This window comes from Streptomyces canarius, from assembly GCF_014650735.1.
Lineage (GTDB): Bacteria > Actinomycetota > Actinomycetes > Streptomycetales > Streptomycetaceae > Streptomyces > Streptomyces olivaceoviridis.
Genome location: NZ_BMVN01000002.1, coordinates 181486 through 193507 on the forward strand (window position 1 = coordinate 181486; position 12022 = coordinate 193507).

Consider the following 12022-nt stretch of genomic DNA (forward strand, 5'->3'; position numbering starts at 1 on the left):
GGCCGACTGCGCTCCGTGTGCGTCCGGCCGCGCTGCGTCCCGGCGGCCCGGCCCGGGAACCCCTTGGGGATCGGTGGCGTCCTATCGGCGGACGAGAGGTCGGGAACACACGGGTGCGGGGGGCTCGGTTGTCGCTACCATCGGCCAGCATCGGCGGGCGTCCGCCCGACCCCCCAGGCCAGGGAGCGAAACGTGCTGATCACCCACGACACCCGGTGCGCCCTCGACACCGTGGTGGATCTGGTGAACACCGCGCCGGAGGACGACGCGGCGGCGGACGGACTGCCCGATGTTCCGGCTCTCACGGATTTCGTACGAAACCACAAGATGAGCGATGTCGGTGTGCTCTCGGAGTTCGACCTCTCCGCGGTGCGCAGGGTCCGGGCGCGGTTCGCGGCGATCTTCGCGGCCCCGGACCCCCGGTCCGCCGCCATGATGATCAACGAACTGGTCGCCGCGGCGGGCACCACGCCCCGGCTGACCGACCATGACGGCTACGACTGGCATGTGCACTACTTCGCACCGGGCGCCTCCGTGGCCGACCATCTCGCCGCGGACTGCGGCATGGCACTCGCCTTCTTCGTGGTGGCCGGCGAGCAGGAACGGCTGCGGCGCTGCGAGGCGCCGGACTGCCGGCGCGCCTTCGTGGATCTGTCCCGCAACCGCTCGCGCCGCTACTGCGACAGCCGCACCTGCGGCAACCGGCTGCACGTCGCCGCCTACCGGGCCCGGCGCAAGGAGGCGGCGGGCTGAGAAGGCGGCGGGCCGAGGAGTCCTCCGCCCGCCCCGGTGCGACGTCGGTCCCGGCGGGTGGCGCCGGGACGGACGTGTACGGCTCACAGCAGCAGCAGGTCGTGCAGCGCAGCCATGAGCAGCAGACACCCGATCACCGCAAGGAAGATCATCAGCGGTGGCTGGGAAAGGGCGAAGAGGCATCCGCGCGGCTCGTCCTTCGGCGGCGCGGCCTCGCTCTGTTGCGTGTCCAGCATCTCGCGGCCGATGATGGCGCACCCGAGGGGCCGTCCGCGATCAACGCTCAGGGATCTTGCGGGACTTCGCCGAATGCGCGAGGTCTCGTTCGGCTCGTGAACGATTCGGGACGTCCGGGGACCCTACTGTGTCGTTTCAGCGAGTCATGTGACTGTCATATGCCGTGCTTCTTCAAGATGGCCTCGATGTCGCTGAAGTCCTCGGCCGAGCCGCTGGCCCGGGGCGCGCCGGTTCCCGGTCCGGCCGTGGGGCGCGCGGAGGTCCGGGGCGCCTCGCCCAGGGACGGCGCCGAGGCCGCGGGCGCCACCGCGTCCCGCTCGGCCCGCCCGGTCGCCTTGCGCCCGGCACCTCCGCGCCGCCGCTCCACGGCGCGCGTGCCGGCGAACAGCAGCCAGGCCGCGCCCAGCACTCCGAAGCCCGCCCAGGCGGTGGGGCTCAGGGCGGTGTCGGCGAGCCATCCGACGACCCCGGTCATGACCAGGCCGACCGGCACCAGCGAGTAGGCCGCGAGGCGGGCCGCCGTCAGGAAACGCTTGCGGTAGGCGGTGACCACCGCGATACCCAGGCCCGCCGCCGACACGGCGGAGCAGACTGTCTCGGCAATCATCCGTCCTCCTGGCGGGCTCGTTCGTCGCTTCCATCGTGCACCGCCCGGTCCCCGCTATGCCATGCCCCGGCCGGACATCAGGGACATCTCCGGGTCGCCTCCTACTGGAGTGCCGGTCCGGGTCCGATGCCCGGGGTGCCGGTCCCCTCCCCCACGGGGCCGGCCCAGGTCCCGATTGGGTCGCCCGGTCCCGGCCTGGAAGACTGGTGGGCATGAGCGACTCCTCCCCCGCACCCGCCGAAGCCCTCGTCCTCGACGTCTGGTGCGAATTGCAGTGCCCCGACTGCCGCACCGCCCTGGACGACGTCCGCACCCTGCGCGCCCGCTACGGCGACCGGCTTGAGCTGCGGCTGCGGCACTTCCCGCTGGAGAAGCACAAGCACGCCTTCGCCGCGGCGCAGGCCGCCGAGGAGGCGCTGGAGCAGGGCAAGGGCTGGCCGTACGTGGAGGCCGTGCTGGAGCGGGTGGCGGAGCTGGACCGTCAGGGAGAACCGCTCCTGGTCGAGGTGGCGCGGGAACTCGGCCTGGACGCCGAGGAGTTCGACACCGCGTTGATCGACGGCCGGCACATCCTGGCCGTCGACGCCGACCAGGCCGAGGGCAAGGCGATCGGCGTCACGGGCACCCCGACGTACGTCATCGGCGGCGAGCGCCTCGACGGCGGCAAGAGCCAGGAGGGCCTGCGCGAGCGCGTCGAGGAGATCGCGGACCGGCTGCTGGCCGACCGGGAGGCCTGACCGGGGGCGGGGCGAGGGTCCGGAGCGGCTGCGGGTCTCGGCGGCGCGGGCGCCGTCGTTCCACGGCACGTGGCACGGGCCCGCGCGGTCCTACAGCAGGGGCTTGCTCAGGGAATGGGTCACCGTCTCGTAGCCGAGTGACGCGTAGAGCCGCTCGGCCGGGGTGTTGCCCGCGAACACGTTGAGGCCGAGGACCGTCCGGCCGGCCTCGATCGCCTGGCGTTCCGCCAGCAGCATGAGCGTACGGCCGTGGCCCAGCCCGCGGTGGGCGGCGCCGGTCTCCACGTCGAAGACGAACGCCTTGGCGTCCTCCAGCGCCAGCCAGAGGGTGCCCACCCGGGCGCCCTCGTGCTCCAGCACGCTGAAGAGCACGCCCTCGGTCGCGAGCCCGTGCGGCAGCAGCCGCGCGTGGTCGTCGCGGGCCTTGGCGCGGGCCGCGGCCTCGGGGACGCCCCGCGCGATCCACCCGCGCGCGTACCGCTCGCTCTCCGCCTCCTGCCAGGCGGCGAACTCGGCCTCGGTCATCGGGCGCGCGCGGCTGCCCGGCGGCAGCGCGGGCGGAGTGGCGCCGAGGCGCTTTTCCATGCCGCGGTTGCGCACCGTGTAGCCGAGGGCACCGAACAGGCGCAGCGCGGCGTCCGCCGTGGCGGGCACCACCGCCTCCATCTGTACGCAGCCCCAGCCCCGGGCGATCTCCTCCGCGGCGAGCGCGGCCACGGTGCCCCGGCCGCGCCGCCGGTCGGGCTCGGCGATCCGCAGGTCGATGACACGGGCCACCGAGGCGCCGAGGGACGGCGAGGTGCCGAGGTGGATCTCGCCGACGGGACGGCTGTTCACGCACACCGCGTAGCGGCGGGAACGGGATCCGTCGGGGTGCTGCTGGAGCGGCTCGGCCGGCCGCAGGGTCGTGGTCATCACAGGTGTTCTACCCACGACGACCGCCCGGTGTCAGCCCGTTTTCCGGCTCAGGGTTCCAGGTCCCGCCCGGCCCGGTCGTCGAAGATCCGCATGGCCTCGGCGGTCACCGGGCCCTGCGTGCCGGGCAGTTGGCGGTCGTCGATCTGGTGCAGGGCCTGTACGTCCCGCAGGGTGGAGGTCAGGAAGACCTCGTCGGCCCGCCGGAGGACGTCCAGCGGCAGGTCGGTCTCCTTGGCGCCGACCCACTCGACGACCAGGGCCCGGGTGATGCCGGGCAGACAGCCCGAGGTGACCGGCGGGGTGTGGATCTCGCCGTCCAGGACGACGAAGACGTTGGACCCCGTGCCCTCGCAGAGCTGTCCGACCGTGTTGCCGAACAGCGCCTCGGAGGCGCCGTGTTGGTGGGCGCGGGCCAGGGCGACGACGTTCTCCGCGTACGAGGTGCTCTTCACGCCGGCGAGGGCGCCGTGTTCGTTGCGGGTCCACGGGACGGTGATCGCCGCCGTGGAGTCGGGGCGGCGGCTCGTCTCGCCGAGGGCGACCACCAGCGTCGGGCCCTGGTCGCCGCGGTCGGAGCCGAGCGGGCCGTGGCCTCCGGTGTAGGTGATCCGCAGCCGGCCCAGCGGCACCGGGTCGGCCTCCAGGACGGCCGCACAGGCGCGGCGCACCTCGTCGTGGTCGGGGTCGGGCAGGCCGAGGCCGCGGGCCGAGCGGGTCAGCCGGTCCAGGTGCCGGGTGAGCGCGAAGGGCGTGCCGTGGACCGCCTTGACGGTCTCGAAGACGCCGTCACCGACGGTCAGCCCGTGGTCGAGGACGGAGATCCTGGCGGATTCCAGGTCCCGCAGCTCGCCGTCCAGCCAGATCCTCATAGGAGCGCCCCCTCGGTCTCGTCGTACACACCCGACGCTACCGCGAGCAGCCGAGACGCCTTCAGCTCGGTCTCGCGCCACTCCCCCTCCGGGTCGGATCCCCAGGTGATGCCGGCTCCGGTGCCGAAGCGCAGGGCGCCCGCGGCGCGGTCGATCCAGAAGGTGCGGATGCCCACGGCCAGCTCGGCGGTGCCCCGGTCGGCGTCCACCCAGCCGATGCCGCCGCAGTACGGGCCGCGCGGCGCCGTCTCCAGCGCCTCGATGATCGTCAGGGCGCTCGCCTTGGGGGCGCCGGTGACCGAGCCGGGCGGGAAGGCCGCGGCCAGCAGCTCCGGCCAGCCGGCGTCCGCCCGCAGCTCGCCGCGGACCGTCGAGACGAGGTGGACGAGCCCCGGGTGCTTCTCGACGGCGCACAGGTCGGGGACGGTCACGCTGCCGGTCGCGCAGACGCGGCCGATGTCGTTGCGGACCAGGTCCACGATCATCACGTTCTCGGCGTAGTCCTTCTCCAGGAGGTCCGCCTCGGTGCGCCCGGTGCCCTTGATCGGTCCCGACTCGACGGTGCGGCCGTCCCGGCGCAGGAACAGCTCGGGCGAGGCGGTGGCGATCTCCACGCCGTGCTCCGGCAGCCGGATCGTCCCCGCGTACGGCGCCGGGTTGCCGCGGGCCAGCAGGGCGGTCAGGGCGTCCACGTCGGCGCCGGGGTCGACCGGCGCGCTGAGCACGCGGCAGAGATTGGCCTGGTAGACCTCGCCGGCCGCGATGTGCTCGCGGATGCGGTGGACGGCCGCCGTGTACGCGGCGCGGTCCAGGGAGGAGGTCCAGTCCCCCGGCCGCGGGCCCCGCCACCGGCCGGGCACCGGCGCGGGCACCGGCTCCTCGCGTACGTCCGCGAAGCGCGCGCAGGTCAAGCGGCCCTCGAAGTCCGCGCAGACGGCCCAGAAACCGGTGGAGTCCAGGGCGGCCGGATCGCTGGTGACGTCGAGGAGGCCGGTGGCGACGCGGTCGCCGAAACGGGCCAGCGCGGGGAGTCCGGATGGGTGGTGGAGCACGTGGTCGAGTCTAGGGCGGGTGTCCGGGAGGTGGCTCCGGGATGTCCCGGAGGGGGCCCTGACCACGGGGTCCGTCGAGTGCACCGCAGCACGCTGCGCAAACGCGTTTTTGTGCTGGCCCGGGAATCCGCTAGAGTTCAACACGTCGCCGGGACGCGGAAGCGGACCGAAACGACAAGCGGACGTAGCTCAGTTGGTAGAGCGCAACCTTGCCAAGGTTGAGGTCGCGAGTTCGAGCCTCGTCGTCCGCTCGAAGGAGAAGGGGTCGTCCCGATCCCCTTACACTCCTGGTGGAGTGGCCGAGAGGCGAGGCAACGGCCTGCAAAGCCGTCTACACGGGTTCAAATCCCGTCTCCACCTCCAAGGACGATTAGCTCAGCGGGAGAGCGCTTCCCTGACACGGAAGAGGTCACTGGTTCAATCCCAGTATCGTCCACTGGATCTTCGGATCCTGGGTCTTCTCGAAGATCCCATCCGCGCGATTAGCTCAGCGGGAGAGCGCTTCCCTGACACGGAAGAGGTCACTGGTTCAATCCCAGTATCGCGCACTGCCTGTGACTCGTGGGTCACAGCCCGCGGACGATTAGCTCAGCGGGAGAGCGCTTCCCTGACACGGAAGAGGTCACTGGTTCAATCCCAGTATCGTCCACACAGCAAGAAGCCCCCGGCCGTCTCGTACGGCCGGGGGCTTCTGTGTGTGCTCAGCCGGGGATCAGCTCGGGGATCAGCTGGAGAAGAGCATGTGGCCGAAGCTCTTGTGGCGCTGGTGGCCGTAGTGACCGTGACCGCCGTGGCCGCCGTGCGGGGCGCCCCAGGCGGGCGCGGGCGGAGCCGCCGGGTAGGCCTGCGGAGCGGGCGGGGGCGGCGGGGCCGGCTGCGACCACTGGGCCTCCAGGCGGGTCAGCGCCTCCAGCTCGCCGTAGTCGAGGAATATGCCGCGGCAGCCGCTGCACTGCTCGATCTGGACGCCGTTGCGGTTGTAGGTGTGCATCGGCGCATGGCACTTCGGACACTGCATGGTCGGCTCAACTCCTCGCCGGTCGGTCCTGCTTCGTGTTTCCCCAGGACAGACTCCGTCCGGCCCCGGGCGGTTGCAGCCTAGTCCGGGAATCCGGGCGCGGGCCGAGGGGGACGCGGGAGGCCGGCGGGGACGGACGGCATGCGCGCGCACGCGTCCACCAATGCCTGTTCCACCTCGTCCAGCGGGCGGTCGGCGGCGAGCGCCTTGGTGACCGCGCGGGCGGCCGTCTGCACGGTCAGCGCGCGGGCCGGGACGTCCAGGGCGGTCCAGGGATCGCCGTCCGCGGGCACGGCCGGGCCGCCGGCCCGTCGGTAGGCGGTCAGGAAACGGGTCCACTCGTCGGGCGGGAGGAGTCCGCAGGCGTACCAGGCGGCGGGGCGGGCGAGGTCCCAGGCCGGGACGCCGGCACCGAGGTCGTCCACGTCGATCAGCTTCCACGGGCCGTCCGGTGCCGGGTGCCGGACGAGCTGGCCGAGGTGCAGGTCGCCGTGGCAGAGGGCCGGCGGGCCGGGCATCGGCGCCTGCGCGCGGGCCCAGGCGGGCAGGGCCGCCCAGGCGTCCAGGACGGGACGGGCGGCCGTGTGGGCGGCCCTGCCGGGTGTGGTGCGCAGGGTCGCCTGGAGGCGGTCGAGCGCGCGGGCCGCCTTCGCGGGGCCGCGCATCGGGGGGAGGCCGGCGGGGACGGGGGTGCGGTGCAGGCGGGCGAGGAGGGCGGCGGCAGCCTCCCAGGGAGCGGCGTCCGGGTCGTCCGGGTCCACCGGGACGCCGTAGGGCCAGTAGGTGACCAGGCGGTCGTGCAGGGTGGCCGTGTCCGGGGTGAGCGGCGGCAGGAGCAGGGCGGGGAGGCGGGCGGCCGTGGTGACGCGGAGGGTGAGGGCGGCGGGGTCCGTGTCCGGGGCGTGGGCCTTGGCGACGGTGGCGTCGTGGCGGACGACGGTGGCGTCCCGGCGGTCGGCGAGGGGGGTGCTGGGGCAGGAGCAGGGGGCGGTGGGGGTACGGGGGTGAGCGGCGGCCTTGGCCCGGTCGGCCAGCGCGGATATGAGGGCGGGGGTGGCGGCGCCGGTGTCGGTGTCTGCGGTCAAGGGGGCCTCGGACGGGGTGGGGTGCTGGGGCGAGGGTACCGGGGGCGGGGCGGCGAGGGTGCGGCGAACTCCGTCGGACGCCCCCGCGCGCCCGCGGCCGGTGTACGAACCGCAAGGCCCGCCGACGCCGGGAAAACGGCCCATGCCGGCGCAGCTCCCCAGCTGCGCCGGCATGTGTGCCGTCCGCCGTACCCCCGTCCCCACGGGGTTTCATGGATCGATGTCCCCGCCCGGACCGCTCTTCCGGGCCTGGGGTCGCCTCTCAGCGCCCCAGCATCGCACCCACGGACGACGCCTGTGTGGCCACCGTCTCCCAGCCGTCGAAGACGAGCAGGAGCAGGGCCGCCAGGGGAAGGGCCATGAGCGTCGCCACCAGGGGGTGGCGGCGGCCCGTCCGGCGGGGGGCGAACGACGAGCGTCGCGGTGCCGTGTGGGCCATGGTCCCTCTCCTGACCGTTTGGTTGTCGTCGGCAGCGGCGGGCGTCTGACCTCGGGGGACGAGTGCTACACCCGCCGCTTGACCTCAAATCTAGGCGCGCGGCGCCCACCGGGCGTCATGCCCGCGTACCGATTGCCGGGCCTCCATGAGGATGAGCCATGACCTGCGACGTACTCCCCTGGGTGGAGACGCGGCCCGGTGTCTCGGGGTCTTCCCTGAGGGGTAGCCCACTCTGTCCCTATATTTCCGACGCGCCCTATGGGATGAGTTGCGTGACTTCGATCACTCCCGTCCGGGTCGGAGGGAGTGCCGGGGGTGGACCGGCGTCCGGGGTGCGGGCATGACCGCGGGTCGCCGCCGACCGTGGGCCGGTGGGCGTACGGACCCCTGCACCGCCGCTCAGCAGGGCGTCAACCTCCCTGCGACACCGATCGGTTGAGGCCACCGGTGGCGGGAAGTCGCCGTGGGCCGGTGCCTCCTGACCGCGTTTCACCTCCCCCGGACGGCCGACACAATCCATCCGGCCCAGAGGGCGCGGCCTCTGCGCGCAGGCGGCCGTGGAAACGTAAGCTGTGCCACGTCACAGGGACCGGGCAGCGGGGATGAACATGGCGATGATGCGCCTGAGGCGCGAGGACCCGCGCGTCGTCGGCTCGTTCAGGCTTCACCGACGGCTCGGCGCGGGCGGGATGGGCGTGGTCTATCTCGGCTCCGACAAGAAGGGGCAGCGGGTCGCCCTGAAGGTGATCCGGCCCGATCTGGCGGAGGACCAGGAGTTCCGGTCGCGGTTCGCGCGCGAGGTGTCGGCGGCCCGGCGGATCCGGGGCGGGTGCACGGCCCGGCTGGTCGCCGCGGACCTGGAGGCCGAGCGGCCCTGGTTCGCCACCCAGTACGTACCGGGCCCGTCGCTGCACGACAAGATCGCCGAGGAGGGCGCTCTCGGCGCGGCGGACACGGCGGCGATCGGCGCGGCCCTGTCCGAGGGGCTGGTCGCCGTGCACGAGGCCGGGGTCGTCCACCGGGACCTGAAGCCCTCCAACATCCTGCTGTCCCCGAAGGGGCCGCGGATCATCGACTTCGGCATCGCCTGGGCCACCGGCGCCTCCACGCTCACCCACGTCGGCACCGCCGTCGGCTCCCCCGGCTTCCTGGCCCCGGAGCAGGTGCGCGGCGCGGCGGTCACGCCGGCCACCGACGTGTTCTCGCTGGGCGCGACCCTGGCGTACGCGTCGACCGGCGACTCGCCCTTCGGGCACGGCAGTTCCGAGGTGATGCTGTACCGGGTGGTGCACGAGGAGCCGCAACTGTACGGCGTGCCGGACGCGCTGGCCCCGCTGATCCGGGCCTGCCTGGCGAAGGACCCCGACGAGCGGCCCAGCACGCTCCAGCTGTCGCTGCGGCTGAAGGAGATCGCCGCCCGGGAGGCGCAGGGCCTGGACGGCGTACGGCCGCCCTCGCCGCGTGCCGCCGAGGCGGACCGGCCCACCGGACGGCTCGCCGACACCTACCCCGAGCAGCAGCGCACCCAGCGGCGCGCCTCGCCCGGTACGCCGCTGCCGCGCGGCGGCACTCCGGCCCGGGGCGGTGCGCCCTCCGTGTCCTCCAGGGGCGGGGTGTCCGCGCGCGGCGAAGTGCCGTCCCGTGGCGGAGCGTCGTCGCGCGGCGGGGTGCCCTCGCGCGGGGGCAGCGGTGCGCGCGGTGCCGGGCTTACCGCCCGGCCGGGTGCGGCGCGCCCCACCCCGGTGCCGCGCGGCGGCGGCCCGCGCTCCGGTGGCGGCCGGCCCGCTCAGCGCGGTGGTTCCGGCCGGCCGGGGCAGCGCCCGGCGGGGAGCCTACGGCGGCCGGCCAATCCGCGGCTGCTGCGGCAGCGGCTGTTCGTCTTCGTGGTGGTGACGCTGCTCGTGGCGCTCGGCATCGCGGTGGCCCAGGGCTGCCAGGGCCCGGCGCGCGGGCTCGGCGACGACGGCGTCCCCCGGCAGCAGCACACCCAGCCGAGCCACTCGCCGCTGGGCGACGCGACGTTCGTACCGAACCCGGACACGTCGGCGGTGAGCCGCGACGCCGGTAACTGAGGGCCGCGTCCGCACGGGTTCGGCGGGCGGGGGTGCGCCGGGTCAGGACTCCGGCCGGCCCGTGGCCACCGCGTAGAAGGCCACCGCGGCTGCCGCGCCCACGTTGAGCGAGTCGACGCCGTGGGACATCGGGATGCGGACCCACTCGTCGGCGGCGACCAGCGCCTGCGTGGACAGCCCGTCGCCCTCGGCGCCGAGCATGAGCGCCACCCGGTCCATCCTGTGCGGGGCGGCCTCGTCCAGGGTGCGGGCCTTCTCGTCCGGGGTGAGCGCGAGCAGGGTGAAACCGGCCTCGCGGACCGAGTCCAGGCCCTTGGGCCAGGTCTCCAGCCGGGCGTACGGCACCGAGAACACGGCGCCCATGGAGACCTTGACGCTCCGCCGGTACAACGGGTCGGCGCAGTCGGGCGACAGCAGCACCGCGTCCATGCCGAGGGCCGCCGCCGAGCGGAAGATCGCGCCGATGTTGGTGTGGTCGTTCACCGACTCCATGACCACCACCCGGCGGGCGGAGCGCAGCAGTTCGCCGGCCGTCGGCAGCGGCTTGCGCTGCATGGAGGCGAGGGCGCCGCGGTGCACGTGGTAGCCGGTGACCCGTTCGGCGAGTTCGGGGCTGACGGCGTAGACGGGAGCCGGGAGTTCGTCGATGACGTCGCGCATGACGTCGATCCACTTGGCCGAGAGCAGCATCGACCGCATCTCGTAGCCGGCTTCCTTCGCCCTGCGGATGACCTTCTCGCCCTCGGCGATGAACAGGCCCTCGGCGGGCTCGCGCTTGCGGCGCAGCTCGACGTCGGTCAGGCCCGTGTAGTCGCTCAGGCGCGGGTCGTCGGGATCCTCGACGGTGATGAGATCGGCCACAGGGTGATACTGCCTTGTCCTGGGTGTGGTGCCAACGGCTGGGAAGGATGGGTTACCCCGGGTTACGCGTGATCAGGCCAATGTCACGCCGAAGGCGCGGGACCGACCCGCACCACCTCGCCGATCACGATGACCGCCGGGGGCTTCACGTCCTCGGCGCGGACCGTCTCGGCGACCGTGGCGAGGGTGGCGTCCACGCGCCGCTGCGCGGCCGTCGTCCCCTCCTGCACCAGGGCCACCGGCGTCCCGGGCGACCTGCCGTGCGCGACGAGCGTCTCGGCGATCTTCCCGATCTTGTCGACGCCCATCAGGACCACCAGGGTGCCGGTGAGCTTGGCCAGCGAGGGCCAGTCGACCAGGGAGCGCTCGTCGTCCGGCGCCACATGGCCGCTGACCACCGTGAACTCATGGGCGACCCCCCGGTGCGTGACCGGGATGCCGGCCGCGCCCGGCACCGAGATCGAGCTGGAGATGCCGGGGACGACCGTGCACGGGATGCCGGCCTCGGCGAGCGCCTGGACCTCCTCCATGCCCCGGCCGAAGACGAACGGGTCGCCGCCCTTGAGCCGGACGACCGCCTTGCCCTGCTTGGCGTGCTCGACGAGCGCGTTGTTGATGGCCTCCTGGGCCATGTACCGGCCGTACGGGATCTTCGCCGCGTCGATCACCTCGACGTGCGGGGGGAGTTCGGCGAGCAGGTCGCGCGGGCCGAGCCGGTCGGCGATGACGACGTCCGCCTCGGCGAGGAGGCGCCGGCCGCGGACCGTGATCAGGTCGGGGTCGCCCGGACCGCCGCCGACCAGGGCCACGCCCGGGGTGCGGGTACGGTGGTGCGGGGCGACGAGGGTGCCGTCGCGCAGGCCCTCGACGACCGCGTCCCGGATGGCCGCGGTGTGCCGGGGGTCGCGGCCCCGCGCGTGCGTGGTGAGTACGGCGACGGTGACGCCCTCGCTGTGGCCGGTCGCCGGGGTCCACGCCGTCGCCTGGTCGGCGTCGTCGGAGCGGACGCACCAGACGCGGTGGCGCTCCGCCTCGGCGGAGGCGGCCGTGTTCGCCGCGGGGTCGCTGGTGGCGATGAGGGCGTACCAGGCCGCGGCGAGGTCGCCGTCCTCGTACCCGCGCCGCACCCAGGTGATCTCGCCCGCGTCCGCCATGGCCTCGACCGAGGCAGTCGCCTCCGGGGAGACGAGGACGATGTCCGCGCCGGCCGCGATGAGCGCCGGGAGGCGGCGCTGGGCGACCTGGCCGCCGCCGAGGACGACCACGCGACGGCCGGAGAGGCGGAGGCCTACGGGGTAAGCGGGGTGTTCGGCCATGAGGGACGGCTCCTCGTGCAGCTGTGCGATGGGCGCGCTGCACCTTCGGAGCGGCCCT

13 protein-coding genes and 5 tRNA genes are annotated in these 12022 nt (G+C 73.9%); 8 read left to right on the forward strand and 10 right to left on the reverse strand.

Translation table 11 applies throughout. From position 1 onward, the window contains the following. Nucleotides 1-192 precede the first annotated feature (192 nt). Nucleotides 193-753, forward strand: a complete 561-nt coding sequence (locus IE294_RS03265) for a CGNR zinc finger domain-containing protein (protein ID WP_189882085.1) — start codon at nucleotides 193-195, stop codon at nucleotides 751-753. Nucleotides 754-836: 83 nt separating this feature from the next. On the opposite strand, the gene IE294_RS03270 is transcribed toward IE294_RS03265, so the two are convergent. Together IE294_RS03270 and IE294_RS03275 are read right to left on the reverse strand one after the other, a co-directional pair. Then, nucleotides 837-989 (reverse strand): hypothetical protein, encoded by a 153-nt coding sequence (locus IE294_RS03270; protein ID WP_014671572.1) that lies wholly within the window; start codon nucleotides 987-989, stop codon nucleotides 837-839. A gap of 155 nt (nucleotides 990-1144) precedes the next feature. Further along, a complete protein-coding gene (locus IE294_RS03275; protein WP_189882087.1) occupies nucleotides 1145-1597 on the reverse strand; it encodes a hypothetical protein in 453 nt (150 codons plus the stop codon). A 212-nt stretch (nucleotides 1598-1809) separates the two neighbouring features. Between IE294_RS03275 and IE294_RS03280 the strand changes: the two genes are divergently transcribed. Continuing rightward, entirely contained in the window at nucleotides 1810-2334 is a 525-nt protein-coding gene (locus IE294_RS03280) for a DsbA family protein (protein WP_189882089.1), read from the forward strand. 90 nt (nucleotides 2335-2424) lie between these two features. On the opposite strand, the gene IE294_RS03285 is transcribed toward IE294_RS03280, so the two are convergent. Genes IE294_RS03285 through IE294_RS03295 form a run of 3 tightly spaced genes read right to left on the reverse strand, consistent with a single transcriptional unit; the run spans nucleotide 2425 to nucleotide 5173 of the window. After that, nucleotides 2425-3249, reverse strand: coding sequence for a GNAT family N-acetyltransferase (locus tag IE294_RS03285; RefSeq protein ID WP_189882092.1), 825 nt, complete (start codon nucleotides 3247-3249; stop codon nucleotides 2425-2427). A 50-nt stretch (nucleotides 3250-3299) separates the two neighbouring features. After that, nucleotides 3300-4121, reverse strand: a complete 822-nt coding sequence (locus IE294_RS03290) for an aminotransferase class IV (protein ID WP_189882093.1) — start codon at nucleotides 4119-4121, stop codon at nucleotides 3300-3302. After that, nucleotides 4118-5173, reverse strand: coding sequence for a chorismate-binding protein (locus IE294_RS03295; RefSeq protein WP_189882095.1), 1056 nt, complete (start codon nucleotides 5171-5173; stop codon nucleotides 4118-4120). Before IE294_RS03295 ends, IE294_RS03290 begins: the two co-directional genes overlap by 4 nt. 178 nt (nucleotides 5174-5351) lie before the next feature. Between IE294_RS03295 and IE294_RS03300 the strand changes: the two genes are divergently transcribed. From IE294_RS03300 to IE294_RS03320, 5 genes are all read left to right on the forward strand, one after another. After that, nucleotides 5352-5424 (forward strand) — tRNA-Gly (locus IE294_RS03300). Nucleotides 5425-5462: 38 nt separating this feature from the next. Next, nucleotides 5463-5536, forward strand: a tRNA-Cys gene (locus tag IE294_RS03305). 1 nt (nucleotide 5537) lies between these two features. Beyond that, nucleotides 5538-5609: transfer RNA gene (locus tag IE294_RS03310), tRNA-Val, on the forward strand. A 40-nt stretch (nucleotides 5610-5649) separates the two neighbouring features. Next, a tRNA-Val gene (locus IE294_RS03315) sits at nucleotides 5650-5721 on the forward strand. A gap of 29 nt (nucleotides 5722-5750) precedes the next feature. Then, nucleotides 5751-5822, forward strand: a tRNA-Val gene (locus tag IE294_RS03320). Between the two features lie 75 nt (nucleotides 5823-5897). Here the strand turns inward: IE294_RS03320 and IE294_RS03325 are convergent. The 3 genes from IE294_RS03325 to IE294_RS03335 all read right to left on the reverse strand — a co-directional run bounded on the left by IE294_RS03325 (nucleotide 5898) and on the right by IE294_RS03335 (nucleotide 7715). Next, a complete protein-coding gene (locus IE294_RS03325; RefSeq protein ID WP_078611708.1) occupies nucleotides 5898-6191 on the reverse strand; it encodes a TFIIB-type zinc ribbon-containing protein in 294 nt (97 codons plus the stop codon). A gap of 80 nt (nucleotides 6192-6271) precedes the next feature. Next, entirely contained in the window at nucleotides 6272-7276 is a 1005-nt protein-coding gene (locus IE294_RS03330) for an aminoglycoside phosphotransferase family protein (RefSeq protein ID WP_189882097.1), read from the reverse strand. Between the two features lie 262 nt (nucleotides 7277-7538). Further along, on the reverse strand, nucleotides 7539-7715 hold the full coding sequence (locus IE294_RS03335) for a hypothetical protein (RefSeq protein WP_189882100.1): 177 nt from the start codon (nucleotides 7713-7715) through the stop codon (nucleotides 7539-7541). Between the two features lie 602 nt (nucleotides 7716-8317). Here IE294_RS03335 and IE294_RS03340 point away from each other — a divergent pair. Then, nucleotides 8318-9787: a serine/threonine-protein kinase gene (locus tag IE294_RS03340; protein ID WP_189882102.1), complete on the forward strand. Its 1470-nt coding sequence runs from the start codon at nucleotides 8318-8320 to the stop codon at nucleotides 9785-9787. 42 nt (nucleotides 9788-9829) lie between these two features. On the opposite strand, the gene IE294_RS03345 is transcribed toward IE294_RS03340, so the two are convergent. Beyond that, complete coding sequence (locus tag IE294_RS03345; RefSeq protein WP_189882103.1) at nucleotides 9830-10648, reverse strand: TrmH family RNA methyltransferase; 819 nt, start codon at nucleotides 10646-10648, stop codon at nucleotides 9830-9832. Between the two features lie 83 nt (nucleotides 10649-10731). Further along, nucleotides 10732-11964 (reverse strand): uroporphyrinogen-III C-methyltransferase, encoded by a 1233-nt coding sequence (cobA, locus tag IE294_RS03350; protein WP_189882105.1) that lies wholly within the window; start codon nucleotides 11962-11964, stop codon nucleotides 10732-10734. Nucleotides 11965-12022 lie beyond the last annotated feature (58 nt).

What these genes read in the sequence shown, in the direction of transcription:
- IE294_RS03270 (WP_014671572.1), bottom strand. Translation starts at nt 989, where the DNA reads ATGCTGGACACGCAACAGAGCGAGGCCGCGCCGCCGAAGGACGAGCCG.
- IE294_RS03275 (WP_189882087.1), bottom strand. Translation starts at nt 1,597, where the DNA reads ATGATTGCCGAGACAGTCTGCTCCGCCGTGTCGGCGGCGGGCCTGGGT.
- IE294_RS03280 (WP_189882089.1), top strand. Translation starts at nt 1,810, where the DNA reads ATGAGCGACTCCTCCCCCGCACCCGCCGAAGCCCTCGTCCTCGACGTC.
- IE294_RS03285 (WP_189882092.1), bottom strand. Translation starts at nt 3,249, where the DNA reads ATGACCACGACCCTGCGGCCGGCCGAGCCGCTCCAGCAGCACCCCGAC.
- IE294_RS03290 (WP_189882093.1), bottom strand. Translation starts at nt 4,121, where the DNA reads ATGAGGATCTGGCTGGACGGCGAGCTGCGGGACCTGGAATCCGCCAGG.
- IE294_RS03325 (WP_078611708.1), bottom strand. Translation starts at nt 6,191, where the DNA reads ATGCAGTGTCCGAAGTGCCATGCGCCGATGCACACCTACAACCGCAAC.
- IE294_RS03335 (WP_189882100.1), bottom strand. Translation starts at nt 7,715, where the DNA reads ATGGCCCACACGGCACCGCGACGCTCGTCGTTCGCCCCCCGCCGGACG.
- IE294_RS03340 (WP_189882102.1), top strand. Translation starts at nt 8,318, where the DNA reads ATGAACATGGCGATGATGCGCCTGAGGCGCGAGGACCCGCGCGTCGTC.
- cobA (WP_189882105.1), bottom strand. Translation starts at nt 11,964, where the DNA reads ATGGCCGAACACCCCGCTTACCCCGTAGGCCTCCGCCTCTCCGGCCGT.